Origin of the sequence: Micromonospora sp. NPDC005252, assembly GCF_042872475.1 — a bacterium.
Taxonomy (GTDB): domain Bacteria; phylum Actinomycetota; class Actinomycetes; order Mycobacteriales; family Micromonosporaceae; genus Micromonospora.
Genome location: NZ_JBIAKN010000001.1, coordinates 404,407 through 429,034, shown reverse-complemented (window position 1 = coordinate 429,034; position 24,628 = coordinate 404,407). Strand labels below are relative to the sequence as shown.

Sequence of the window (24,628 nt, the reverse complement as noted above, 5' to 3'; positions counted from 1 at the left end):
GACTTCCACCCATGGCACCGGAGGACAGATGGCCCGCGTGAAGGTATCGCCCGAACGCCGGGTTGTGGGGCGGCCTCCCACGCCCCTGCTGGCGGCCTCGCTCGCGCTCGGGCTGCTCGCGGCGCTCGCGGCCGCTCCGGCCCTCGCCAGCGCGGAGGTGCCGCGCATCCACCCGATCGCCGCCGTGACGGAGTCGGCGCCCGAACCCGATCCGGACCCGGAGACCACTCCGGCCCAGGAGCCCACCCCGACCCAGGATCCGGGCGGCGATCCCGTGCCGACCAACCCGGCCCCGGAGACCACCGCGCCACCGCCGGCGACGACGCCGCCGGCGCCTCCGCAGACCACCGCGCCGAACGTGCCGCCGCCGACCACCACCGCTCCCGCGCCGGGGGGCAGCACCCGGCCGCCGACGCCCGGGCCGCCGGCTCCCCCGGTGCCCCCGGTTCGCCCGCCCGCGCCGGGTGGCACCCCGCCGGCGGCGCCGAGCCCGCTCGGCGTGCAGGTGACCACCGAGGACGTCACCCTGCCCGAGGCATACTGGAACGCCGCCAGCACCACCACCACGCTGCGGGTCACCGTGGCGAACACCGGCACCGCCGCGCAGCGGGTCCGGCTCTCGTACACCCTGCCGGCCGGGCTGACCGACGCCGGGACGAAGGGGTGCGTCGCCGCGGGCGGTGGCGCGTACCACTGCGGGGCCTGGACGGCCGAGGCGGGCGTCCGGTTCAGCAGCCTGATCCGGCTGCGGGTCGCCGGCAACGCCTGGGAGCGGATGCCGCTCAGCGGCTCCGTGCAGGTCGTCGCGGACGCGCCGGGGGTGTCCGGCGAGGTGGCCGACGACCAGGGCTTCGCGGTGCTGTTCCCGCCCGGCCCGCCGGTGCCCGGGATCTCGCTGGCCGCCGACGAGGTCGCGTTCGACATCAGCGGCGCGGCGAGCACCCTCGCGGTGCGGCTGGTCAACACCGGCACGGTCGACGCCGCCGGCCTGGTGGAGGTGATCCTGCCGGCCGGGGTGAGCGTGCCGACCCCACCGGCGGGTTGCCTGCCGGTCGAGGCGTCCCGCACCCGGTGCGACGGGGGTCTGCTGTCGGCCGGCGAGACCCGCGAGCTGCGGCTGCCGGTGGAGGCGACCCCGCAGGCCCAGCGGGAGGCGCCGCTGTCCGGAGCGGTGATCGGTCAACTCGACCCGCGCAACGGCGCGACCCGGCGGGTGCAGATGAGCTTCCGCATCACCGCGGCGGCCGCGCTGGCCACGCCGGTCGTCTCGCCGCCCGCGCCGACCGGCTCCCAGGGCGTACTCCCGGCGGGCGCCACCACCGACGACGACGGCGGCATGACCTCGGTGCAGCGCACCGCGGTCATCCTGATCGCGGTCTCCGCGCTGCTGGTGGTGCTGGCCCTCACGCTGGCGACCACCTCGCTGCGCCGCCGCCTCGGCGAGCCGACGGCCGAGCCCACGGCTCCGCCCACCGACTGACCGATCGACGACCCTGGCCGTCCCCGACCGGGGTCGCGGCCGGCCGGGGACGGTGATCTGAATTACGGCGGGCGGGGCGAAACCCCGCAATCACGGGCGAATATCACGTTGATCGGGTCTCAGTCGGCGGACCTCCGGGGAGGGTCGGGGGTCCGTTCGACGTAGGCTCTCGGTGAGGAACGACAGCGGACCGGACCAGCCTGGGGCGGTGCGGTGCAGCGTTGCGTCAAGGAGGTCCCGTGGCCGGGCAAGGCGAGGTCACCATGATGTTCAGCCGGCCGCGCGACCGCGCGCAGCGAACGAAGGTGGCACAGTGACCAAGCAGATCCGTCAACTCGACCGGGTGGTCATCCGGTTCGCCGGTGACTCCGGCGACGGCATGCAGTTGACCGGCGACCGGTTCACCTCGGAGACGGCGCAGCTCGGCAACGACATCTCCACGCTGCCGAACTTCCCCGCCGAGATCCGGGCTCCCGCCGGCACCCTGCCCGGTGTGTCGAGCTTCCAGGTGCACTTCGCCGACTACGACATCCTCACGCCGGGCGACGCGCCCAACGTGCTGGTGGCGATGAACCCGGCCGCGCTCAAGGCCAACCTGGCCGACCTGCCGCGCGGCGCGGACATCATCGTCAACACCGACGAGTTCACCCGGCGCAACCTGGCCAAGGTCGGCTACCAGACCAGCCCGCTGGACGACGACTCGTTGGCCGGCTACGTGGTGCACCCGGTGGCGCTGACGTCGATGACGGTCGGGGCGCTCGCCGCGCACGAGGTGTCCAAGAAGGACGCCGAGCGTTCGAAGAACATGTTCGCCCTCGGTCTGCTCTCCTGGATGTACTCCCGGCCGTACGAGTCGACACTGCGCTTCCTGGAGCGCAAGTTCGCGGCCCGCCCCGAGCTGGTCGCCGCGAACGTGGCCGCCTTCAAGGCCGGCTGGAACTTCGGCGAGACCACCGAGGATTTCGCGGTCCGCTACGAGGTCAAGCCGGCGAAGATGCAGCCGGGCACGTACCGCAACATCACCGGCAACGCCGCGCTCTCGCTGGGCCTGGTCGCCGCCGGGGTCCGCTCCGGGCTGCCGGTCTTCCTCGGGGCGTACCCGATCACTCCGGCGTCGGACATCCTGCACGAGCTGAGCAAGCACAAGCGCTTCGGCGTGCTGACCATGCAGGCGGAGGACGAGATCGCGGCGGTCGGCGCGGCGCTGGGCGCGTCGTACGGTGGGTCGCTGGGCGTCACCACCACCAGCGGTCCGGGTGTGGCGCTCAAGAGCGAGACGATCTCCCTGGCGGTGGCGCTGGAGCTGCCGCTGGTGATCGTGGACGTGCAGCGCGCCGGGCCGTCGACGGGCATGCCGACCAAGACCGAACAGGCCGACCTCAACATGGCGTTGTTCGGTCGGCACGGCGAGGCGCCGGTCGCGGTGATCGCGCCGAAGTCGCCGTCGGACTGTTTCTTCGCGGCGTTGGAGGCGGCGCGGATCGCGTTGACCTACCGCACGCCGGTGATCCTGTTGTCGGACAACTACGTGGCCAACGGCTCCGAGCCGTGGCTGCTGCCCGACGTCGAGTCGCTGCCCGACCTGCGGGTCGAGTTCGCCACCAAGCCCAACGGCGAGGACGGCACCACCTTCCTGCCGTACCTGCGCGATCCGGAGACCCTGGCCCGGCCGTGGGCGATTCCCGGCACTGCGGGGCTGGAGCACCGCATCGGTGGGCTGGAGAAGGCCGACAAGACCGGTGACATCTCGTACGACCCGGCGAACCACGACTTCATGGTGCGCACCCGGGCGGCCCGCATCGAGACCATCCCGGTGCCGGACATCGAGGTGGAGGACCCGGACGGCGACGCCCGGGTGCTGGTCCTGGGCTGGGGCTCGACGTACGGGCCGATCGGCGCCGCCTGCCGCGGGGTTCGCCAGCGCGGGCTGTCCATCGCCCAGGCGCACCTGCGGCACCTCGCCCCGATGCCGGCCAACCTCGGCGAGGTGCTGCGCTCCTACGACAAGGTCGTCATCCCGGAGATGAACCTGGGTCAGCTGGCCCACGTCATCCGGGCCCGCTACCTGGTCGACGCGATCAGCTACAACCAGGTCCGCGGTCTGCCGTTCACGGCCGCCGAGCTGGAGACGACGCTGGAAGAGGTCCTGAAGAATGTCTGAGCCTGTCGCCCTGAAGCTCACCGCGAAGGACTTCAAGTCCGACCAGGAGGTGCGCTGGTGCCCCGGGTGTGGTGACTACGCGATCCTGGCGGCCATCCAGCAGTTCATGCCGGAGTTGAACATCCCCCGCGAGCGGACCGTGTTCGTCTCGGGGATCGGCTGCTCGTCGCGTTTCCCGTACTACATGAACACCTACGGGATGCACTCGATCCATGGTCGGGCCCCGGCGATCGCGACCGGCCTGTCGGTGTCGCGGCCGGACCTGTCGGTGTGGGTGGTCACCGGTGACGGTGACGCGCTGTCCATCGGCGGCAACCACCTGATCCACGCGCTGCGACGCAACGTCAACCTCAAGATCCTGCTGTTCAACAACCGGATCTACGGCCTGACCAAGGGCCAGTACTCGCCCACCTCCGAGGTCGGCAAGGTCACCAAGTCGACGCCGGCCGGCTCGGCCGACGCGCCGTTCAACCCGCTCTCGCTCGCCCTCGGCGCGGAGGCCAGCTTCGTCGGTCGCACCATCGACTCCGACCGCAAGCACCTGCAGTCGGTGCTGCGCGCCGCCGCCGAGCACGAGGGTTCGGCGTTCGTGGAGATCTACCAGAACTGCAACATCTTCAACGACGGGGCGTTCGACCAGCTCAAGGACCCATCCACCCGCGACGACTACCTGATCCGCCTGGAGCACGGGCAGCCGATCACCTTCGGCGCGGACGGGCAGTTCTGCGTGGTGCATCCGCCGGGCGCGTTCGGCCTGGAGGTCCGGGAGACCGGCTCGGTCCGCCCGGAGGAGATCGTCGTGCACGACGCCACGGTGACCGACCCGGCGTACGCCTTCGCGCTGTCCCGGCTGCCCGGCCTGGACCTGCGCAACACCCCGATCGGGGTGTTCCGGTCCGTGGACCGGCCGTCCTACGACAGCGTGGTCCAGGGCCAGCTCGCGGCAGCCAAGGCGACGGTCACCGAGACCCCCGAGAAGCAGCTCGCCGGCCTGTTGGGCAGCGGCGACACCTGGACGATCCTCTGACCCGTCCTAGCTGAACGAGAGCGGCCGTCCCCGATACGGGGACGGCCGCTCTCGTTCTTACCGGTGCCGCCTCAGCGCTGGGCGGAGGCCGGCAGCCAGAGGTTGTCGATCTCCTTCTCAGTCGCCGCGAGGCTCGCCTCGTGCAGCGGGATCAGCTCGGCCATCGCCGGCACCGACGGTGCCAGGGTCAGCTCGGTGCTGATGAAACGCGGCTCCAGACCGGTCATCGACAGACCATGCGGGAGCCACTGCTCCGCGTGGTCCCAGCCGTGCCGCGGGGTGCCCTCGCCGTAGCCGCCACCCCGGGTGGCCAGCACCACGAACTCGCGGCCACCGAGCAGGCCCTCCTGCGTCGTCGGGTCGTAGGTGAGGCCGGCAACGATCAGGTGATCGACCCAGGACTTCACGCTGCTCGGCGCGCCGTAGTTGTAGAGCGGCAGCCCGAGCAGCACCACGTCGGCCTGCTTCACCTCGTCGATCAGCCGCTCGCTGAGCTCCCACGACTCGCGCTGGGCCGGAGTGTGCTGGTCCGGCGGCGTCATCCGCGCCAGCCCGCCCGCCGAGTCCAGGTGCGGCAGCGGCTCGGCACCCAGGTCACGGTAGGTCACCATGCCGTCGGGGTGTGCCGCGCGCCAGGCCGCGGCGGCACGGGCGGTGAGCCGCCGACTGACCGACCAGTCACCCCGGATACTCGAATCGATATGCAGCAGGTTCATGATTCATCCTCCAAGGATCGTCTGTGAGACACCAACTATTTATAGCAGGCAGATATTGCGGCGCGTCGGTAGACTGGGTCACATGTCCGCCCTGCCGCTGGATCCGACGGAGCACCGCTCGGGCCCCCTGCTGGACCACCTGGCGCGGCGGATGCGACTGCGGGCGGAGTCGGTGCTCGCTCCCCTGGGCCTGCGGCCCCGACACCTGGTCGCGCTCACGGTGTTGCGCGCGGGCGGCGGCACCAGTCAGCAGGCGCTCGCCACCACCCTCGAGATGGACAGCACCAACATCGTCGGGCTGCTCAACGACCTCGAAGCGAGAGACCTGGTCGAGCGCCGACGGTCACCGCAGGACCGCCGACGACATGTCGTCGAGCTCACCGAAGATGGTGCGAAACGCCTCAACGAGGCGGAGTGCGCTCTCGCGGGCGCCGAAGACGAGGTGCTGGGGGCGCTGGAGCCAGCCGAGCGGGAGACGCTCTACGAGCTGCTCAGGCGGGCCGCCACCACGACACCGGTCAGCTGCGGCGCAGCGCTCATCGACGAGCCCGACGCCTGCTGACGCAGCAGCGTCAGACCGTCGCCGTGGACTGCGGGCGGTCGTCGCGGACGTGCACCAGCATGTCGCCGGTCTCGATCACCGCACCGGCCCGGTCGGCCAGGGTGACCACCTTGCCCCGCCGGACCAGGGCGATCACCAGTGAGTCCAGCTCACGCGGTGAGCGACCGACCTCGTCCCGCTCCGCCGAGCGCATCGCCAGCGCCATGCCCTGCCCCGGCGTGAGCAGGTCCTCCACCACGTCGATCAGCGGCGGCGCCGAGGTGGACAGGCCGAGCAGGCGGCCAGCGGTCGCCGAGGAGACGATCACATGGTGCGCGCCGCTCTGCTTGAGCAGCGGGGCGTTCTCCGCCTCCCGCGCCGCCGCGATGATCCGGACCTGCCCGGCGGTGAGCTGCCGTACGGTCAGCGCCACAAGCACCGAGGCATCGTCACTGTCGGTCGCGATGATCACTGCCTTCGCGTTGCGCACGTGCGCCTCGTTCAGCACGGACGACCGGGTCGCCGACCCCTCGATCGCCACCAGCCCGGCCGACGTGGCCTGCCGCAGGGCGGCGCTGCTGCGCTCCACCACCACGATCCTCGACCGGTCCAGGCCGTTCTCCATCAGGGCGTTGACCGCACTGCGGCCCTTGGTGCCGTAGCCGCAGATGATGACGTGGTCCTTCACGGTTCTCCTCCACCGCGACAGGCGACGGCCGGTCCGGTACTGCTCGGTCAGAACTTCCAGGGTGGTGCCGACCAGGATGATCAGGAAGACAATCCGGGCTGGGGTGACGAACAGGACGTTGACCAGCCGGGCCGACGGCGCGGCCGGGGTGATGTCCCCGTAGCCGGTCGTGGAGAGCGAGACGACCGCGTAGTAGAAGCAGTCGAGCAGGGTGAGGCCGTCCTCGTTGACGTCGCGGTAGCCGTCCCGGTCCAGGTAGACCGCCGCCACCACGGCGAAGACCAGGCCCAGGGCGGCCGCGAGCCGGAGGCTCAGCGCGCTCAGCGGGCCCCGGCGCTGCGCGGGAAAATGGATCACCGTCGAACCTGCTCCGCCGCCGTCGCCTGCACGACCACAACATAGCGGGTACGCCGCACGTCGCACGCCCGGGTCGCGCAGCGGACAACCGCACCGGCCCCCGCACACGACTATCGGGCGACAACAACGAACCGGTGCAGGCCGGCAGACGGAGGGGGCGCAACCCTCGTGACGAGCGGCAGACGGCGAACCGAGGCCGACGACGAATACACCGAGTATGTCCAGTCCAGGATGGTCCAGTGGCGAAGGACCGCCTACCTGATGTGCGGGGACTGGGACCGGGGCGACGACATCCTGCAACGCGTGCTCACCGAGTTGTACCGCTCCTGGGCGCGAGCGCGGCAGGCCGACCACCTGGATGCGCTCGTCCGCACCATGCTGCTGCGGCGGCTGATCGACGAGCGGCGGTCGCGCTGGGCGCGGGTCCGGCTCGGCGCCGCCCTGCCCGAGGTGTCGACGACCACGGTCGACCCGACCGACCGGATCACCCTGGTCGGTGCGTTGCGGCAGGTACCGCCGCGCCAACGCGCGGTGCTGGTCCTGCGGTACTTCCAGGATCTGAGCGTCGAGGAGACCGCCCGGGCCATGAGTTGCTCGACGGGGACCGTCAAGAGCCAGACGGTCAGTGACGAGCCGGGCCCGCGCTGGACGGCGGCGCGGGCCTGCTCGGGACCGCCGACGGGTCCGACAACCGGCATGATGGGGGGTGTTCCTCCGACGACGACCGCGAAAGTGAGGTCCGCATGTCGTTGCTGCGACGAGTGATCGGCGGGGTGCTGCGCCGGCTGCGCCAGAGCCAGGGCCGCACGCTGCGCGAGGTGGCCGCGTCCGCCGGGGTCTCCGTGCCCTACCTGTCCGAGGTCGAGCGGGGCCGCAAGGAAGCCTCGTCGGAGGTGCTCGCGGCGATCTGCCGGGCACTCGGCATCCGCCTTTCCGACCTGCTCGAACAGGCCCGCGACGACCTGCGCCGGGTCGAGCGTCGCATTCCCGCCGCGCCCCGGGCCGCCCTGGCCCGGCTGGAGCAGGCGCCCTCGGCACGCAACGAGACCGGCCCCGCGTTGCGGATCGGCTTCCAGCCGGGTGGGGCGACGCCACCCGTGGCCGCCGCCCCGGCCCCCGTAGGGCAGCCGGCCGGGCCGGTGCTGCGGCTGGGCGGGCCGATCCTGCACGTCGGCGGTCCAGCCTCGCCCGTCGGGTCGACCGTCCAAGGAGCGGGGCTGCGGGTTCGGCTGATCGCCTCCACGTCGGCCGGGCGCCCCGGTCCGCGTACCTCCAAGATGCTGGCCTGCCGCCGGGCCCGGGCGGGCCGGCGGCGACTGACCCTCGTGTAGGCCGGCCGGGGTTCTGCCCTGGGCGGATCTGCCGCCGGCAGAATCCCTGGGCCGCGACCGCCGCCACGCGCACGCTGGAGGAGCCGGCTCCCCGGGCGGTCCCGCCGCCCGCCGGCACGGCGGAAGGCGGCGACACATGATCGGGTACGGCGTGCAGATGCGGGACAGCGGGCAACCGACCTTCGGTGACCAGGTGTTCGAGCGGCTGCTGCGGGAGCGGATCGTCTTCCTCGGCACCGAGGTGACCGAGGAGTCGGCCAACCAGATCTGCGGGCAGATCCTGCTGCTCGCCGCCGAGGACGCCGACCGGGACATCTACCTCTACATCAACTCGCCGGGCGGCTCGGTGAGCGCCGGAATGGCGGTCTACGACACGATGCGCTACGTCCGCAACGACGTGGCCACACTGGCGCTCGGGTTCGCCGGCTCGATGGGGCAGTTCCTGCTCTGCGCCGGCGCGGCCGGCAAGCGGTACGCGCTGCCGCACTCGCGGGTCATGATGCACCAGCCCTCCGGCGGGATGGGCGGCACCGCCTCGGACATCACCATCCAGGCGGAGAACATGCTGCACGTGAAGCGGACCATGCAGGAGCTGATCGCCCAGCACAGTGGACGGACACTCGACGAGATCCAGCGGGACTGGGACCGTGACCGCTGGTTCACCGCCGAGCAGGCCCGGGAGTACGGCCTCGTCGACCGGGTGCTCACCCGGGCCGATCAACTGCCGGCGGACTGACCTGCGGGTGGCCGTCGTGCACCGGGGGTGGTGCCCATTGGTTAGGGTCGCGTCTATGCGTCGACTGATCCCTACCCTTTCGATTGCCCTCGCCGCCGCCCTCGTGGCCGGCTGCGGCACCACCTCCGGCGACAACACCGGAGGGGCCGGCCCCTCCGCCGCCCCCGCCACGACCAAGGTCGAACCGGTCGCCGCCGTCCGGCAGGCCATGGACCGCAGCCTCGCCGGCACGGTCACCATGGACGCCTCGGTCAAGGCCGGCAACCAGTCGATCACCCTCAGCGGCAAGATGGACCCCGCCGCCAAGGCGATCCACGTCACCGGGAACGCCCCGGAGCCGATCGAGGCCCGGCTGATCGGCGATGCCGCCTACATCAAGTCCGACTCGCTCGAGGGCGAGAAGCCCTGGATGAAGATCGACCTCAACAAGCTCCGGCCGACCAGCTCGTTGCGCCAGTCGTTCGACCTCAAGGCGCAGACCGGCATCATCGGCGGCATCGTGACCGCCCAGGAGGTGAGCCCCGGCCGCTACAGCGGCACCGCCGACCTGAACAAGGCCGCGGAGGCCGCCGGCGCCGACGGTGGAATGCGCGACGGCCTCAAGTCCACCGCCAAGCTGGCGAAGGACCCCACGGCGGTCCCCTTCGAGGCGACCGTCGACGCCGACGGCCGGCTCACCGCGCTGTCCTACACGATCGCCACGAAGAGCGTCGGTGATCTCGTCACCGACATGAAGATGAGCGGCTTCGGCGAGCAGGTCTCGGTGACCGCGCCGCCCGCCGGCGACACCGAGCCGGCCTCCGCCGAGATGTACAAGTTCCTCTGACCCTGCGACGACGCGGTGCCCTCCGGGATGCCCCGGAGGGCACCGGGTTCTGCTGAGCGCGCCACGCCCGTAACGTTTCGCGGAGCTGCCCCGTCCCTGAGGTGACAAAACCACAGGGAGGGTCCATGTTCGCCGCTTACGTGACAGTCACCATCCTCGCCTCGGTGTTCACCGGCATCGCCGCGGTCACCTACCTCATCGGCCACGACTATCCCAAGGCCCAGGCGGACATGAAGCGGGTGCCACGGTCCTGGCTACCGGTGCTGGGCCTGCTGTTGGCGGCCGGCTCCGTGGGACTGCTGGCCGGTTTCGCCGTACCGCTGCTGGGGACCCTCGCCGCGGCGGGGCTGGTGCTGTACTTCGTCGGCGCGCTCATCGCGCACCTGCGGGTGGGGTCACGTCATCTCGTGGGATGGGCCGTCTTCTTCGTCACCGTGCTGGCCGCACTCGCCGTGAACCTGGCCTACCGCTGGTGACTGCCGTTCGGTCGGTGCTGGACCAGAATCGCGCCTCCGGAGCCCCCTCAGGGGAGTGCGTCGAATCGGGCTCGGGCTTCGAACACACGGTCCATGTGTGACTCCGCCCAGTCCTTGATGGAGATCATGACTGGGAACAGTTCATGGCCCAACGGGGTGAGCTCGTAGTCGACGCGGACCGGCACCGACGCGGTGACCGTACGGGTGACCAGGCCGTCGCGCTCCAGCGTCCGCAGGGTTTGCGTGAGCATCTTCTGACTGATGCCGGCGATGCGGCGGGCGAGTTCGCCGTGCCGCTGCGGACCGTCCGCAAGCGCCGGGATCACCAGCGCCACCCACTTGTCGGTGAGCCTGCTCAGCAGCTCCCGGGTCGGGCAGCGCTCCAGGAACGCGTCGTAATCACGTTTTGCCTGCTCGCGGCGTTGCGCTGCGGTTGTCGTCGTCATCTTGCCCTCGTGCGGTGCCCTACGCACTTCAAGGTACCTACCTTCTCACGGTGCCCGTCGCTTCGTACGGTCGTGGGGATCACGACGGCTACGAGGGAGACGACGATGCGCGCAGTTCGTTACGAAGAGTTCGGAGGGCCGGAGGTCCTGCACGTGGCCGACGTGCCGACGCCCGAAGCCGGACCGGGACAGGTGCGGGTACGGGTCGCCGCGTCCGTCGTCCACCCGGTCGACCTCATGGTCCGCTCCGGCCGGTTCCCGGCGCCGCTGCCGACCGGCCTGCCGTACACGCCCGGCTGGGACGTGGTCGGCACCGTCGACGCCGTCGGGCCATCGGTCGGTGAGTACGCGATCGGCGATGAGGTCATCGGCTTCTCGCCATGGCTGCAAACCACTGCCGGGGCCCACGCGGAGTACGTGGTGCTCGACGCCACCTCGCTGACCGCCGCACCCACCGGCGTCCCCGCCACCGAGGCGGCGACCCTGCCGACCAACGGCCTCGCCGCCGCCCAGGCCCTCGACCTGCTCGCGCTCCCGGCCGGCTCGACCGTGCTCGTCACCGGCGCCGCCGGGCAGGTCGGAGGGTTCGTCCTGGCCCTGGCACGGGCAGCCGGCCTGCACGCCACCGGACTCGCCGGAGCCGACGACCGCCAGTTCATCGAGTCGCTGGGCGCGGCGTTCCTGTCGCGCTCCGACGAACCGACGGGGACGTACGACGCGGTCATCGACCTGGCGGTGATCGGTTCCTCGCTGCTGGACCACGTCCGGGACGGCGGCGGCTACGTGGCCGCGTCACCTCCGCTGCGCCCGGAGCCGGTGCGGGGCATCCGGACCTTCGCGCTGGAGGTGGAGTCGGACGGATCCCGCCTGGCAGAACTGGTCAAACTCGTCACCAGCGGCGACATCCCGCTGCGGGTCGCCGGCGTGTACCCCTTCGCCGACGCGGCCGCCGCCCACGAACGGCTTGCCCAGGGCGGCGTACGCGGCGGCGTGGTCATCGTCCCCTGACCGGCGGCCCGGCGATCCGCACTCGGCTGACGCGCCACGCCTTCCCGCGCCCCACCGACCAGGGAAGTGGCGCGACACTGACTGCGTGCCGCGTTCGCGGATCTGCCGCGATCGACGCCTGCACATCGAGCCACACGAGGATTGCCCCGGCCGTTCGGCCGGGGCATCCTCGATCGTCCACTCGAGCGCGGGACTGGCTTCCACGATCAGCTGACGGCCGCGACTCTCGCTTGGCGCCATCGGTCCGGGTCGCCAGCAGGGTTGCCTGAGCAGTAATGCAACGCGAGCAGCGCCCGGTCGAATCGGCACCGATCTGACGTCTCGCTTACAAGCTCTGTGCGCCTCGTCCGCACGCGTCCGGAACCGACTGCACGCTGCAAGCGTCGTCCGTGCCAACGCTCGTCAGGGTGCCATCCGGTGACGTTGCTGTCATCGTTACTGTCGACAGCCGTTTCGCCCGCGAGCCAGACCACCCCGGGGAGGCTGCTCGGGGTTCGCTGCTGACTCCGCCTACAGGTGGCAAATCCCTTGCTCGACGGACTGCGAGCTGCAACGCTCCGTCGATGTTCGACAAGCCTGGCGTTGACGAGCGGTTGCTCGCGGCTGAGGTGGCCGCCGCCTGGGCCGTGGACGTGGCCGATCTCGTGTTCATGCCGGTCGGGCTCGACGGGCAGGCATGGGCGTACCGGGTAGACACGTTTGACGGCGAGCGCTACTTCCTGAAGATGCGCCGCGGTGAGTTCACTCAGGCGGCCGTCCTGCTGCCTCGCTTTCTTCGAGCGCAGGGCGTCAGGCAGGTCGTAGCGCCGATCGACCTTCCAGGGGGCAGAGTCATTCGCGGCTTCGGGGACTACCAGCTGCTGCTCTATCCGTTCCACGCCGGCGGCAGTCTGTGGGGCCGCGGCCTCACCGACCGTCAGTGGGTCGAGTACGGTGAGTTCCTGGGTCGGCTGCACGCGGTTAAGCCGAGCGCCGACCTCGCCGCGGTCTTGCCGGTCGAGACCTACCGATCGAGCGCGGGCGAGCGGCTGCGAATCCTCGGGGAGCAGGCCGCAGCGAGCGAGGCCCTCGGCACTTTCTGGGACCGGTACGGTGCAGCGCTGCAACGGTTGTCGGCAACGGTGGATCACCTCGCCTCCCGAGTGACGCAATCTCAACACGTGATCTGCCACGCCGACATCCACCCCGGCAACCTGCTCGCTGACGGCGACGGTCCACTGCACGTCGTGGACTGGGATGCGCCGATCCTGGCGCCGCGCGAGCGGGACCTGATGTTCGTCTACAGCCAAGACTTCGGCGACCACCCGGTCAACGCGCACCGCGCCAGGCTCTTCCGCCGAGGCTATGGGCCGCTGGAACCGGACCAGACCATGCTGAGCTACTACCGCGCTGAGCGGCACCTCGACGACGTGGCCCTATTTTTACGCAGCGTCCTCAACCCCGATTCCAGTCCAGAATCTCAAGCCAACGACCTGCACTGGCTGACCCGCATCGCCGAGACCGTCGTCGACCCCACCTACGCGCCCTGATCTCCTCCCGATTGGCCAGCGCGCCGGCACAAGCGGCCCGTACCGATGTCGACGCGGCCTTCGCGCGGCTCACCGCCGGCGTGCCGGTGGTGCAGGCCCCGCACGACTCCGGAACGGCAACCGCAACGCGCTGCTCCGCGACCCGGACGGCAACCTCGTCGAGATCGTCGCCAAGATGAGGTGAGCCGGGTCGGCCGGGCGGTCCGGGAGTGACACACGCGGACCCTCGTGCCGACTCATCCGCTTATCCGCACGGTCCGCTTCGAATCGACAGTGGAGCGACGACCCGACGCGGCGGGCGAGTTGGTGCCGCACGTCGACGACGTGAGCCTGGTGAACACGGTGTCCGGCGTCAAGCACGTCGCCCGCCACGACGTGCCCGGTGCGTACGCCGGGGCCGTGCTCGACCATGTGCGCGTCGGCGATCTGGCCGCCCACCTCACCTGGCAGCTCGCGACGGGCACGGTCGCCTTGCTCGTTTGTGACTGCGGAGAGGTCGCCTACTGGCCGCTGGAAGCCCGGGTGAGCACGTGAACCCGGACGGCCGAATAGCAGCCGACCAAGGGTGTGACCCGGTATCCCCGGCCAGGATTAGAACCCGCGACGAACGGTCGGGGAATGAGTGAATGCAGGTGCCTCCGGCAGGGCGTTCACCTGCTTCTGCACTCACCAGGAGCGGTTTTCGAGTCGGAACCCTTTGCGCGTCCTCTGCACGGTGGACGCTGCCGTCCCCTCCGGAGACGAAGTGACGTACGGCGCTCGCAACCACATGTCCCGCTCCGGCTAACTCATGCAGCAGAACGTGCGAGCGGTCGGCCGACATTCCACCAGCAACGGCTGAGGCGATCATCGGCTGAAGCGGGGATGGTTCTTGATGGTCCGGCTGAGCAGACTCGCCGTGTACGCGGTTACGCACAGTCTCCCGAAGGGTCCTATCAGTGAGCTACAGCGCTCCGCCGCCCCCCGGTCATCCAGCTATGCAGTCGCAGCAGCCTCCGAAGAAGCGCCCCATGAAGCTCATCATCGGAGCGGCCGTCGGCGGTGTCTTGGTGCTCTGCTGCGGCGGAGTGACCATCGCTGCGGCGGTCGGCGGTGCCGACTCGCCTCCCGCAAGGAGCGCCACCGCGGAGACGGCCGCCGCAGCGTCCGTCCCGGCAGAAAGCCCCGCAGCACCGGCGGTGGAGATCACCACCGCAGCACCTACCACCGCAACACCCACCACCGCAGCGCCTACCACAGCAGCAACGAAGCCGAAGACGAAGACCACCACCAAGGCACCGGCCGAGCCGAAGCTGTCCGTAGAGCAGCAGAACGCCATCAGCGCCGCCTCCGATTACCTGCAATATCAAGCGTTCTCCCGCTCCGGCCTGATCAAGCAGTTGGAGTTCGAGGGCTACCCGAGGAAGATCGCAACCAGGGCCGTGGATTCTCTGAAGGTCGACTACAGAAAACAGGCTGCCAAGATGGCGAAGAATTACCTCGACACCCAGGCGTTCTCCCGTTCGGGCCTGATCAAGCAGTTGGAATTCGAGGGGTACACGCACGCACAGGCCGTCTACGGTGTCGATCAGGTGATGTGAGAAGGGCATCCGAGTTCCTGGTGCGGCTTTGTCCATGGCGGGTGGCGGGCCGTAGCACGACTGGCCGCACCACGTACCGCCGGCTGCCGGCCAGTGCGGATAAGTTCAAGGTCATCCCGCGCCTGTTCCGCGACCTGCGACCAACGACGGCTTCCGGTGACCTACAGCCGCACACCTGCTCTAATTGAGCAGCGCATGTGTTGCCAGCTCGGATGGTGTCTCGGCTGCGTAGCGAGGTGCCCCCGGCAGGATTCGAACCTGCGACACACGGTTTAGGAAACCGATGCTCTATCCCCTGAGCTACGAGGGCGCGAGGGCCCAGTCTAGCGACCTGGGCGTTCACCTGGGGTGGCAGGGAGTGGCCCACGTTCACCCACGTCACCCGGACCCGCGTTCGCCCAGCCCAGGAGCACACCCGGAGCACACGAACCCCGGGTTGCGACCGGCGGTCGCTCATGGTGACCCACGTTGGCACCGGTTCACCCCGGTTGGCATCCGCTGGAGAGCACACACCGCGCACGTCATCGAAGATCATGCCGGGCTAGCCGCTCCCCCGGCTGGGCACCGCCTCCCACGGGGGATTCCGGAAAGGTCGCGATCAGCCGCGCGGCGGCCGGGTCGTCGTTGTCGCGAGTCAGGTCCGCCGGGTCAAGGAAGAAGACGTCGACATCGCCCACGGACGATGGGTCGAAGCCGCGTCGTTCGTCGGCGGGTCACCCGCGCTCGGCTGGTTCATTGGGTAATGATGAGGTCGTCTATGCCGTAGTGGCTCCACCAGGTAGGCCGATGTCTGCGGAGTTCGCCCCCGACGCGGGTCAGCAGAAGCCAGTTGCCGTTCTGGACCAGCGCCGCGTCCTCCTGCCGGGCGGCCAACACACGGGCCACGGCCTTCATCATGTTCGGAATCCCCTTGTCGACCAGGTCGTCTGCCCGCATGGAGAAGTCGATGTCGACGTACGTCTCCGGCTCCCACTCCCAGCGGGCACCGTCGTCGGCCTCGGCATCGAAATAGCCCTGGCTGCCTGAGGAGACGGTCAGCGCGTACCCGCGGGTGTCGTAGAGGCGAGCGCTGAGCAGCCGCGGGTTGGTGCCGCTCGGCCTGGGCTTCTCGGCGGCGTCCACCGCCACGAGATCAGCCACGTGGTCCAGGGGCAGGTCACCCGCCAGGGTCAACCTGAACTCGACAGCCATCTCCGCGCCTCTCCTCAGTCTCGACGGACGATCTGCACGATCGCGCCACTCGGCGTTACCGCGACGAGTTCTTTCAGCCTCCCGACGGGCCAGGTGTCGAACTGTGTCCGCAGGGCCGCGAGGTCTCCGTGCCAGTCGTGCAGGTTCAGCACCACTCGCTGGGTCTGCTCCTTGTCGACCTTGGCGCGGACCTCGCTCCACACGCCCCGCAGCGACTTGCCGACAGTGGGCGAATAGCAGTCGAACACGTGACCTTCGATCAGGTAATCCGGATCCTTGTTCGGGTTGCCCGAGTCACCGGTGCGGAGCCGGGCCTCGGCGATCTCCTGCCTGGTGGGGTTCTGGTGGACCCGGTAGCTCTTGCTGGCGACTATATCGGCGCATTCGTTCTCGAGCTCCAACGGACGCCGCCCGTCGTCGTCCAACCGGGGTGGAATTCTGGTTTTCGGACCTGTCAGGCGGCGACCAACGACCTCGGCTGGGAGGTCGTCTTCGTCTGGTACGGCCCGGACGGCTCGATGGTCGACGTGACGCCGTACGGCGACACGGCGCTGGCTCACCTGAACCGGGCCGGCGACCAGGGCTGGGAACTGGTCGCGATGAGCGAGGACCCGTCCCTGCCCGGCCACAACGAGTTGCACCGCTATCACCTGAAGCGGCCGAGGGCCGCCGCCCCGCAACCCCGCCAGCGGATGCGCGGCAGCCGGCGCACCCTGTCCGGCTGACCCGGCCGTCCGCCGGGCCGATGGCCCTGGTGGCCGCCGTGGGCTGCGACACGCCTGCGACGAGGCGGCGGCCCTACGGCGTGGTGGACGAGCGGGGCATACCGGGCGCGAATGCGGGTAACGCGCGGCGGGAGGTGGCCCGAATGGTCGCTTTGGCACAGACTCCGCCCTCGGCCGACCGGCTGCGGTTGATCGACGAATCCCTCGCGCAGGCGTGGGCGGACCAGGCCCGGCACGACGACCGGCTGCGTGCTCTGGCGGTCGAGGTGCGGTTCGACCGGGGGGTCGCCCATCTCACCGGGGAGGTGGCCGAGCCGGCCGAGCTGCGGCTGGTACGGGACCTGGTGGGACGGCTGGCCGGCGTCTACGGCGTCTGGTGCCGGGTCGGCGTCGGCGGGCGGGCACCGGTGGTGGTGGACCTCGGTTGCGGTCCGACCAAGCAGTGGTCGGGCAACCTCGGGCTGGACATCTACCCGGCGCCGGGGGTGGACGCGGTCGCGGATCTGTCCGGCTCGCTGCCGCTCGCCGACGATTCGGTGGACGTCCTCTTCGCGGTGCACATCCTGGAGCACCTGATCGACTTCCTGCCGCTAGTGGACGAGTGCCATCGGGTCCTCCGTCCGGGTGGCGTGCTGCACGTGATGAGCCCCTGGTGGGGGCACGTGAACGCGGTTGCCGACCCGACTCACGTCCGGCTGATGGATGTGCAGACGTTCAAGGGGATCTGCCAGCTCCGGCCGCCGGGCACCCCGCGGTGGTACCCGCTGCACGCGGGCTGCGACGGCGCCTCGATCTTCGCCGATCTGACCCCCCTCCCCCCAGAGGCCGACCCGGCACCCCGACCCCACCTGGCCCGCTTCTTCGACTAGGGCCTGGTGGACTCGCGGATCTCTAGGCGGTACGGGGCGGAGAGCTCCTTTGCCGGGGCGGCGCGATCGCCGTCCAGGCGGTGGGCCAGGAGTTCGACGGCCAGTTGGGCGATCCGCTCCTTGTCCGGGGCGACCGTGCTCAGTGTCGGGATCGAGAACCGGCCGTCCTCGATGTCGTCGAAGCCGACCACCGCCACGTCCTCGGGCACCCGCAGGCCGGCCTCGTGCAGGGCGCGCAGGGCGCCCAGGGCGAGCGTGTCGTTGAAGCAGAAGACGGCGTCGGGGCGTACCCCCGCGGTGAGCAGGCCGCGCATCGCGGCCGCGCCGTCGGCGCGGTGCCAGGCCGGCGCGGGCGCCACGAGGGCTTCGTCGTAGGCCAGACCGGCGGCGCGCAGCGCCTCGGCGTAGCCGGCCAGGCGCAGGCGGGCGCTGGCGCCCTCGTCGGTGCGCTGCGAGCCGATCGCCGCGATCCGGCGGTGGCCGAGCTGGATCAGGTGGTCGGTGATCTCGCGGGCGGCGGTCACGTTGTCGATCACCACGCGATCGGCGGGGCCGTGGTCGACCCGCTCGCCGAGCAGCACCATCGGGGTGCCGTCCAGACCGGCCAGGTCCTCGGCGGTGAGCGCCAGCGGGCTGAAGATCAGCCCGTCGATCAGGTGGTCGGTGATGCCGGAGGCGACCACCCGTTCCTGCTCGCGCCGGCCGCCGGTCTGGTCGATGAGCACCGTCCAGCCGTAGTCGGCGGCGGCGGTGACCACGTAGCGGGCGAGTTCCGCGAAGTACGGGATGTCCAGTTCCGGCACCGCCAGGGCGATCACCCCGGTACGTCCCTTGCGCAGGTGGCGGGCGGAGAGGTTGGGCCGGTAGTTGAGTTCGGCGATGGCCTCCTCGACCCGGGCGCGGGTGTCCGGACGTACGTGCACGTAGCCGTTCACCACGTTGGAGACGGTCTTCACCGAGACGCCCGCCCGTTCGGCCACGTCCTTGAGCCTGTTTCGCACGCCGCAACCTCCCCGATGCAACCCAGCGCACCATACCTCGTCATCAGCTCTTTACAACGTTGACTACAACGTTGTAGAAACGAGGGACGCCGGGTGGGCGGTGACTGCGGTCACCCGGTTCCGGCACTGAGGAAAGGTGGCATCCTTTGCGGACCGCGCAGCTCACGATCGACCCGGCCTTCTCGATCGGGCCGGCCGACCGACGTCTCTTCGGCTCGTTCGTCGAGCACATGGGGCGGTGCGTCTACGGCGGCATCTACGAGCCCGGCCACCCCAACGCCGACTCCCGCGGCCTGCGCCGCGACGTGCTGGACCTGACCCGCGAGCTGGGCGTCTCGGTGGTCCGCTACCCGGGCGGCAACTTCGTCTCCGGCTACCGCTGGGAGGACGGCGTCGGCCCGGTCGGGAACCGGCCGCGCCGGCTCGACCTGGCGTGGAAGACGATCGAGACCAACGCGTTCGGGCTGGACGAGTTCATGACCTGGGCCGCCGAGGCCGGTGTCGAGCCGATGATGGCGGTCAACCTGGGCACCCGGGGCGTCCAGGAGGCGCTCGACCTGCTGGAGTACGCGAACCACCCGGGCGGCACCGAGCTGTCCGACCTGCGCCGCAAGCACGGCGCGGAGGACCCGTACGGCGTGCAGCTGTGGTGCCTGGGCAACGAGATGGACGGCCCGTGGCAGGTCGGCCACAAGACCGCCGACGAGTACGGGCGGCTGGCCGCCGAGGCGGCCCGCGCGATGAAGATGATCGACCCGTCGATCAGCCTGGTCGCCTGCGGCAGCTCCAACCGGCGGATGCCCACGTTCGCCGCGTGGGAGGCGACCGTGCTGGAGCACACCTACGAGCACGTCGACTACATCTCGGCGCACACCTACTACGACCCGTCCGACGGCGACCAGGCCAGCATCCTGGCGTCGGCCGTCGACATGGACAACTTCATCACCGAGGTCGTGGCGACCGCCGACCACGTGGCTGCCAAGCAGCGGCAGAAGCGCAAGCTGAAGATCTCGTTCGACGAGTGGAACGTCTGGTACGAGTCCCGCCTCCAGGCCGACGTGGACCGGCGTGGCTGGGTCGATGCGCCCGCGCTGATCGAGGACGACTTCACGGCGGTGGACGCGGTGGTGGTCGGCGACCTGCTGATCACCCTGCTCCGGCACGCCGACCGGGTCGGGGTCGCCGCCCAGGCCCAGTTGGCCAACGTGATCGCGCCGATCCGCACCCGCAACGGCGGCCCGGCCTGGCGGCAGAGCATCTTCCACCCGTTCGCGCTGACCGCCCGGTACGCCCGGGGCACCGTGCTGCGCACCGAGCCGGTGTCGCCGCGCTACGACACGAAGAAGTACGGGGACGTGCCGGTGCTCGACACGGTCGCCGTGCACGACGAGGAGACCGGCGAGCTGACCATCTTCGCGACGAATCGTGACACGACGGACCTCGCATTGGACATCGACCTGCGCGGCCTGCCGGGACTATCCGGTCATTCTTTCCAGAGCATCGCTGCCGGGTCCGACCCGTCGGCGACGAACACCGAGGCCGAGCCCGACCGGGTGACGCCGCGGGAACTGCCCACCCCCACCCCCGACGGCGGCCGGTGCACCGTGCGCCTGCCCGCCGTGTCGTGGAGCGTGCTGCGCTTCGGCCCGACCGGCGTCTGAAGTCGTAACGGTTCTGCGCAGGCACAATTCATCCCGTCCCCCTCCAAGGAGAGATACAGCATGATCCAGAACGACATGAGCCGGCGACGCCTGCTCGGCCTCGGTCTCGGAATCGGTGCCGCGGCCTCGCTGACCCTCGCCGGCTGCGGCGGCGACGACAGCACCTCCGGGCCGGCCGTCGGTAACGGCGGCAAGGAGTACACCGGCCCGAAGGTCGACCTGAAGCTGTGGAACGGGTTCACCGGCGGCGACGGCGACATCTTCAAGGCGCTTGTCAACCAGTTCAACACCGAGCACAAGAACATCGCGGTGTCGGTGGCCACGTACCAGTGGGAGGACTACTACAACAAGCTCCCCGGTGCGGCCTCCAGCGGCAACGGCCCGGACATCGCGGTCATGCACATGGACCAGCTCGCCACCTTCGCCGCTCGTGGCGTGATCACCGAGCTGGACGACGTGGCCAAGAACCTGGAGCTCTCCGAGGGCGACTTCGCTCCGACCGTCTGGAAGGGCGGGATCTACAACAACAAGCGGTACGGCATCCCGCTGGACATGCACCCGCTGGGCTTCTACTACAACAAGGCCGTCATGCAGAAGGCCGGCCTCGACCCGAACAAGCCGCCGACGACGAAGGACGACTACACGGCGGCCCTGGTCGAGCTGAAGAAGGCCGGTGTGCAGGGCTTCTGGGTCAGCCCGTTCCAGTTCACCGGCGGCATGACGTTCTACTCGCTGCTCAACCAGTGGGGTGCCACCCTCTTCGACGCCGAGGTGGCCAAGGCGACGTTCAACTCCGACCCGGCGGTCGAGGCGTGCACCTGGCTGGTCGACGTGATCAAGCAGGGCTACTCGCCGGCCAACGTCGGACAGGACGCCGACTACCTGGCGTTCAAGAGCGGCAAGAACGCCTTCACCTGGAACGGCATCTGGCAGATCAACGACCTCAAGAAGAGCCCCGAGGTCCAGTGGGGCGTCGCCCCGCTCCCCCAGATCGGCAGCAAGCCGTCGGCCTGGGCCAACTCGCACAACTTCACGATCGTGAAGCAGCGGGCCAACGACGCCAACAAGGTCTCCGGGGCGAAGGTCTTCATCAACTGGCTGAGCCAGCACTCGCTGGACTGGGCCAAGGGCGGGCAGATCCCGGCCCGCAAGGAGGTCCGTGACGGCGCCGAGTTCAAGGCGCTGCCGGAGATCTCGTCGCTCGCTCCCGAGCTGGAGTACGCGGCCTTCCCGCCGGCGGCCCCGGGGCTGGGCGAGGTCATGACGACCTTCTACAACTCGTTCAACGAGGCCGCGCTGGGCAAGAAGTCGCCCAAGCAGGCGCTCGACGACGGCGTGTCCAAGGCCAACAAGCAGCTTGAGGACAACCGCAAGAAGTACGGGAGCTGATAACCCGTGGCGGACGTGATCGAGGTCGGGGCGGCGCGCGGTGACGCGCCGCCCCCGGCGGCCACCGCAGCCCGCCGGGGCGCCTCGGCGCGCCGGACCGGACGGGCGACGCCATACCTGTTCCTCGCCCCGTACCTGGTCCTGTTCGGGGTCTTCGGCCTGCTGCCGATCATCCTCGGCCTCTGGCTGAGCGTGCACCAGTGGGACTTCCAGCTCCCCAACCGACCCTTCGTCGGGTTGGACAACTACAAGCAGCTGTTCTCCAGCGACTCCGCCGTCTACGGCGACTGGTGGCAGAGCGTCCGGGCCACCGCGATCTTCACGGTGTTGTCGGTGCCGCTGCTGGTGGTCGTACCGCTCGGGCTGGCGCTGCTGTTGAACCGCTCCTTCCCGGGCCGCACCTTCTTCCGGGCGGTCTACTTCGCCCCGTACGTGCTGGGCGTGGCGGTGATCGGCCTGCTCTGGCGGTTCCTGCTCGACGCCAACCTGGGCCTGGTCAACCGGCTCCTCGGAGTCGTCGGCCTGCCGTCGGACACCCCGTGGGTGACCAACATGCCGTGGGCGTGGATCTCCCTGGTCGGGGTGACCGTCTGGTGGACCTCCGGCTTCAACGCGGTGATCTACCTGGCCGGTCTGCAGGACATCTCGCCGGAGCTGTACGAGGCGGCCCGGATGGACGGCGCCAACGCGTGGCAGCGGTTCCGCAACGTCACCCTGCCCGGGCTGCGGCCGGTGCTGCTCTTCGTGATCACCACGACGGTGCTCGCCTCGGCGAACATGTTCGGCCAGTCGTTCCTGATCACCCAGGGAGCGCCGGGCACGGAGACCCGCACTGTGGTGTGGTTCATCGTCGAGGAGGGCCTGCGGGACAACGACGCCGGTCGCGCCGCCGCGATGAGCATCGTGTTCGCCCTGCTGCTGGCGATCGTGAGCATCGCCAACTTCCGCCTCTTCCGCTACCGGGAAGACTGAGGGGACCGCCATGACGACGCCCACGCCGACCACCAACGGCTCCGCCCCCGGGCTGCGCCGGGTCGTCTTCTACGCCACTCTGGTCGCGCTCACCCTGATCTTCCTGACCCCGCTGGTGTGGATGGTCATCACCTCGCTGAAGACCTACACCGCCGCCCAGCAGATCCCGCCGAGCTGGCTGCCGAACCCGCTGGCGGGGTACGGCTACGAGCAGATCATCAACAACTCGGCGAACCCGGTGCTGCGCTGGTTCCTCAACAGCATGCTGGCCGCCACGCTGCACTCGCTGCTGGTGCTGGTCACCGCCTCGATGGCCGCGTACGCGCTGGCCCGGCTGAAGTTCCGGGGACGCGGGGTGAGCTTCGCGCTGATCGTCGGGACGCTGTTCATCCCGCCGACCTCGCTGATCATCCCGAACTTCCTGATCGTCGACCAGCTCAACTGGATCGACACCCTCGCCGTGGTGGTGGTGCCCGGCGCGGCCAGCGCGTTCGGGGTGTTCTTCCTGCGGCAGTTCTTCCTGTCGCTGCCGAGCGAGCTGGAGGAGGCCGCCACTCTCGACGGCGCCAACCAGTGGCAGATCTTCTTCAAGGTGGTGCTGCCGCTGTCCAAGCCGGCGCTGGCCACCCTTGCCGTGCTGTCGTTCCTGACCAACTGGAACGACTTCCTGTGGCCGATCTTCGTGCTCTTCAGCCCGGAGAAGCTGACGCTGCCTCCGGGCCTGGGCCTGCTCCAGGGCTCGTACGTCACCGACTACCCGGTGATCATGGCGGGTGCGGTGCTGGCCAGCCTGCCGGTGCTGATCCTCTTCGTGCTCGCGCAGCGGCACATCATCCAGGGCGTCTCCCGCAGCGGTCTGAAGGGATGACGCGGGCGACAACTCGGCGAGTCGGCGCGGCGGCGATCACCCTCGCCGCCGCGCTGCTCGCCACGGGCTGTTCCGACGGCGACGAACCCACCTACACGAGCAACGGGAGCGGCACCAGGATGTTCACCAACCCCGTCGTCAGCACCGACGCCCCGGACCCGCAGGCGATCCAGGTGGGCGACACCTGGTACCTGTTCCACACCAACTCGCAGGGCCGCAACGTCCCGGTGCGCACCTCGACGAATCTGATCGACTGGACCGAGGCGGAGGACGCCCTGCCGACGCTGCCGGACTGGGCGGACCCCGGCAAGACCTGGGCGCCGGAGGCGATCGAGCTGGCACCGGAGAAGTTCCTGCTCTACTACACCGTCGCGGGCCGGGAGTCGGGCCGGCAGTGCGTCGGGCGGGCGGTGGCCAGCGCGCCGCAGGGGCCGTACTCCGACGACGCGACCGGCCCGCTGATCTGCCAGGCCGAGTTGGGCGGGGCGATCGACGCCAGCCCGTACCGGGACACCGACGGCAGCCTCTGGCTGCTGTGGAAGAACGACGGCAACGCCATCGGGGTGGACACCTGGCTCTGGTCGCAGCGCCTCGCCGACGACGGCCTGACCCTCGTCGGTGAGCCGACGAAGCTGCTCAAGCAGACCGAGCCGTGGGAGGGCACCCTGATCGAGGGGCCGTTCTTCCACCGCCAGGACGGTCGGCTGCTGCTGTTCTTCGCCGCCAACGCCTATGACCGGGCCGAGTACGCCGAGGGCTACGCGGTCTGCGAGAGCCCGAGCGGGCCGTGCGTGAAGGCCGCCGAGAACCCGATCCTGAAGAGCAACGAGGCCGCCTCCGGCCCGGGCCACGCCTCGATGGTGGTCAAGGACGGCCGCACCTGGCTGCTGTACCACGCCTGGCCTCCGGGCCAGGAGGGCAGCACCGACCCCGGTCGTCAGGTGTGGCTCGACGAGGTGACCTGGGTCGACGGCAAGCCGGTCGTCAAGGGTCCGACGGCCACGCCGCAGACCCGCCCCTGACCTGGTCAGACGGAAGGGCCCCCGGATC

25 protein-coding genes, 1 tRNA gene and 1 pseudogene are annotated in these 24,628 nt (G+C 70.1%); 20 read left to right on the top strand and 7 right to left on the bottom strand.

Annotated features, from left to right (window positions below; all coding sequences use genetic code 11):
- The first annotated feature begins 28 nt into the window (after positions 1 to 28).
- The 3 genes from ACFYPH_RS02070 (at position 29) to ACFYPH_RS02060 (ending at position 4,668) form a co-directional block, all read left to right on the top strand.
- Positions 29 to 1,480 carry a hypothetical protein gene (locus ACFYPH_RS02070; protein WP_387178255.1) on the top strand — a complete coding sequence of 484 codons (1,452 nt, stop codon included), beginning with the start codon at positions 29 to 31 and terminating at the stop codon, positions 1,478 to 1,480.
- Positions 1,481 to 1,793: 313 nt separating this feature from the next.
- Positions 1,794 to 3,641 (top strand): 2-oxoacid:acceptor oxidoreductase subunit alpha, encoded by a 1,848-nt coding sequence (locus ACFYPH_RS02065; RefSeq protein ID WP_355066715.1) that lies wholly within the window; start codon positions 1,794 to 1,796, stop codon positions 3,639 to 3,641.
- Positions 3,634 to 4,668 carry a 2-oxoacid:ferredoxin oxidoreductase subunit beta gene (locus ACFYPH_RS02060; protein WP_354855969.1) on the top strand — a complete coding sequence of 345 codons (1,035 nt, stop codon included), beginning with the start codon at positions 3,634 to 3,636 and terminating at the stop codon, positions 4,666 to 4,668. The genes ACFYPH_RS02065 and ACFYPH_RS02060 overlap by 8 nt, the downstream gene beginning before the upstream one ends.
- Before the next feature lie 71 nt (positions 4,669 to 4,739).
- Here the strand turns inward: ACFYPH_RS02060 and ACFYPH_RS02055 are convergent, their stop codons facing one another.
- Positions 4,740 to 5,384, bottom strand: coding sequence for an FMN-dependent NADH-azoreductase (locus tag ACFYPH_RS02055; protein ID WP_387178252.1), 645 nt, complete (start codon positions 5,382 to 5,384; stop codon positions 4,740 to 4,742).
- A gap of 82 nt (positions 5,385 to 5,466) precedes the next feature.
- On the opposite strand from ACFYPH_RS02055, the gene ACFYPH_RS02050 reads away from it, so the two are divergent.
- Positions 5,467 to 5,946, top strand: a complete 480-nt coding sequence (locus tag ACFYPH_RS02050; RefSeq protein WP_354859578.1) for a MarR family winged helix-turn-helix transcriptional regulator — start codon at positions 5,467 to 5,469, stop codon at positions 5,944 to 5,946.
- Positions 5,947 to 5,956: 10 nt separating this feature from the next.
- On the opposite strand, the gene ACFYPH_RS02045 is transcribed toward ACFYPH_RS02050, so the two are convergent.
- A complete protein-coding gene (locus ACFYPH_RS02045; protein ID WP_354859575.1) occupies positions 5,957 to 6,970 on the bottom strand; it encodes a potassium channel family protein in 1,014 nt (337 codons plus the stop codon).
- Between the two features lie 261 nt (positions 6,971 to 7,231).
- Here ACFYPH_RS02045 and ACFYPH_RS02040 point away from each other — a divergent pair, with 261 nt between their 5' ends.
- From ACFYPH_RS02040 to ACFYPH_RS02020, 5 genes are all read left to right on the top strand, one after another.
- Positions 7,232 to 7,735, top strand: a complete 504-nt coding sequence (locus ACFYPH_RS02040; RefSeq protein WP_387178248.1) for an RNA polymerase sigma factor — start codon at positions 7,232 to 7,234, stop codon at positions 7,733 to 7,735.
- The gene (locus ACFYPH_RS02035; RefSeq protein ID WP_354859569.1) at positions 7,714 to 8,301 is read left to right on the top strand and encodes a helix-turn-helix transcriptional regulator; all 588 of its coding nucleotides are present in this window, start codon (positions 7,714 to 7,716) and stop codon (positions 8,299 to 8,301) included. The genes ACFYPH_RS02040 and ACFYPH_RS02035 overlap by 22 nt, the downstream gene beginning before the upstream one ends.
- Before the next feature lie 136 nt (positions 8,302 to 8,437).
- The gene (locus tag ACFYPH_RS02030) at positions 8,438 to 9,037 is read left to right on the top strand and encodes an ATP-dependent Clp protease proteolytic subunit (RefSeq protein WP_354859568.1); all 600 of its coding nucleotides are present in this window, start codon (positions 8,438 to 8,440) and stop codon (positions 9,035 to 9,037) included.
- A gap of 55 nt (positions 9,038 to 9,092) precedes the next feature.
- Positions 9,093 to 9,863: a hypothetical protein gene (locus tag ACFYPH_RS02025; RefSeq protein WP_355066712.1), complete on the top strand. Its 771-nt coding sequence runs from the start codon at positions 9,093 to 9,095 to the stop codon at positions 9,861 to 9,863.
- Positions 9,864 to 9,988: 125 nt separating this feature from the next.
- Positions 9,989 to 10,339, top strand: coding sequence for a DoxX family protein (locus ACFYPH_RS02020; RefSeq protein ID WP_354859563.1), 351 nt, complete (start codon positions 9,989 to 9,991; stop codon positions 10,337 to 10,339).
- A 47-nt stretch (positions 10,340 to 10,386) separates the two neighbouring features.
- Here the strand turns inward: ACFYPH_RS02020 and ACFYPH_RS02015 are convergent, their stop codons facing one another.
- Positions 10,387 to 10,785, bottom strand: coding sequence for a helix-turn-helix domain-containing protein (locus ACFYPH_RS02015; RefSeq protein WP_355066711.1), 399 nt, complete (start codon positions 10,783 to 10,785; stop codon positions 10,387 to 10,389).
- 105 nt (positions 10,786 to 10,890) lie between these two features.
- Here ACFYPH_RS02015 and ACFYPH_RS02010 point away from each other — a divergent pair, with 105 nt between their 5' ends.
- The 4 genes from ACFYPH_RS02010 (at position 10,891) to ACFYPH_RS01995 (ending at position 14,902) form a co-directional block, all read left to right on the top strand.
- Positions 10,891 to 11,793 (top strand): NADP-dependent oxidoreductase, encoded by a 903-nt coding sequence (locus tag ACFYPH_RS02010; protein ID WP_387178242.1) that lies wholly within the window; start codon positions 10,891 to 10,893, stop codon positions 11,791 to 11,793.
- A 563-nt stretch (positions 11,794 to 12,356) separates the two neighbouring features.
- Positions 12,357 to 13,322, top strand: coding sequence for an aminoglycoside phosphotransferase family protein (locus ACFYPH_RS02005; protein WP_354859556.1), 966 nt, complete (start codon positions 12,357 to 12,359; stop codon positions 13,320 to 13,322).
- A gap of 273 nt (positions 13,323 to 13,595) precedes the next feature.
- Entirely contained in the window at positions 13,596 to 13,856 is a 261-nt protein-coding gene (locus tag ACFYPH_RS02000) for a hypothetical protein (RefSeq protein ID WP_354859554.1), read from the top strand.
- A 476-nt stretch (positions 13,857 to 14,332) separates the two neighbouring features.
- Positions 14,333 to 14,902, top strand: a complete 570-nt coding sequence (locus tag ACFYPH_RS01995; RefSeq protein ID WP_387178239.1) for an Ltp family lipoprotein — start codon at positions 14,333 to 14,335, stop codon at positions 14,900 to 14,902.
- A gap of 237 nt (positions 14,903 to 15,139) precedes the next feature.
- On the opposite strand, the gene ACFYPH_RS01990 is transcribed toward ACFYPH_RS01995, so the two are convergent.
- The 3 genes from ACFYPH_RS01990 to ACFYPH_RS01980 all read right to left on the bottom strand — a co-directional run bounded on the left by ACFYPH_RS01990 (position 15,140) and on the right by ACFYPH_RS01980 (position 16,518).
- A tRNA-Arg gene (locus ACFYPH_RS01990) sits at positions 15,140 to 15,212 on the bottom strand.
- A 422-nt stretch (positions 15,213 to 15,634) separates the two neighbouring features.
- Positions 15,635 to 16,093 (bottom strand): SitI3 family protein, encoded by a 459-nt coding sequence (locus tag ACFYPH_RS01985; RefSeq protein ID WP_354859551.1) that lies wholly within the window; start codon positions 16,091 to 16,093, stop codon positions 15,635 to 15,637.
- 14 nt (positions 16,094 to 16,107) lie between these two features.
- A complete protein-coding gene (locus ACFYPH_RS01980) occupies positions 16,108 to 16,518 on the bottom strand; it encodes a hypothetical protein (RefSeq protein ID WP_354859549.1) in 411 nt (136 codons plus the stop codon).
- A gap of 54 nt (positions 16,519 to 16,572) precedes the next feature.
- On the opposite strand from ACFYPH_RS01980, the pseudogene ACFYPH_RS01975 reads away from it, so the two are divergent.
- Positions 16,573 to 16,818: pseudogene (locus ACFYPH_RS01975) on the top strand (hypothetical protein); the annotation flags it as partial.
- A gap of 143 nt (positions 16,819 to 16,961) precedes the next feature.
- A complete protein-coding gene (locus ACFYPH_RS01970; RefSeq protein ID WP_355064547.1) occupies positions 16,962 to 17,687 on the top strand; it encodes a methyltransferase domain-containing protein in 726 nt (241 codons plus the stop codon).
- Here the strand turns inward: ACFYPH_RS01970 and ACFYPH_RS01965 are convergent.
- Positions 17,684 to 18,688 (bottom strand): LacI family DNA-binding transcriptional regulator, encoded by a 1,005-nt coding sequence (locus ACFYPH_RS01965; protein WP_355064545.1) that lies wholly within the window; start codon positions 18,686 to 18,688, stop codon positions 17,684 to 17,686. The genes ACFYPH_RS01970 and ACFYPH_RS01965 overlap by 4 nt on opposite strands.
- 146 nt (positions 18,689 to 18,834) lie before the next feature.
- Between ACFYPH_RS01965 and ACFYPH_RS01960 the strand changes: the two genes are divergently transcribed.
- From ACFYPH_RS01960 to ACFYPH_RS01940, 5 genes are read left to right on the top strand one after another with little or no spacing between them, the layout of a single operon-like run.
- Positions 18,835 to 20,349, top strand: a complete 1,515-nt coding sequence (locus tag ACFYPH_RS01960) for an alpha-N-arabinofuranosidase (protein WP_387178233.1) — start codon at positions 18,835 to 18,837, stop codon at positions 20,347 to 20,349.
- Between the two features lie 60 nt (positions 20,350 to 20,409).
- On the top strand, positions 20,410 to 21,738 hold the full coding sequence (locus ACFYPH_RS01955) for an ABC transporter substrate-binding protein (RefSeq protein WP_355064543.1): 1,329 nt from the start codon (positions 20,410 to 20,412) through the stop codon (positions 21,736 to 21,738).
- A gap of 6 nt (positions 21,739 to 21,744) precedes the next feature.
- Positions 21,745 to 22,710 (top strand): carbohydrate ABC transporter permease, encoded by a 966-nt coding sequence (locus tag ACFYPH_RS01950; RefSeq protein WP_387178230.1) that lies wholly within the window; start codon positions 21,745 to 21,747, stop codon positions 22,708 to 22,710.
- A gap of 10 nt (positions 22,711 to 22,720) precedes the next feature.
- Positions 22,721 to 23,578, top strand: a complete 858-nt coding sequence (locus tag ACFYPH_RS01945; protein ID WP_387178227.1) for a carbohydrate ABC transporter permease — start codon at positions 22,721 to 22,723, stop codon at positions 23,576 to 23,578.
- Positions 23,575 to 24,600 (top strand): glycoside hydrolase family 43 protein, encoded by a 1,026-nt coding sequence (locus tag ACFYPH_RS01940; protein WP_387178224.1) that lies wholly within the window; start codon positions 23,575 to 23,577, stop codon positions 24,598 to 24,600. Before ACFYPH_RS01945 ends, ACFYPH_RS01940 begins: the two co-directional genes overlap by 4 nt.
- Positions 24,601 to 24,628 lie beyond the last annotated feature (28 nt).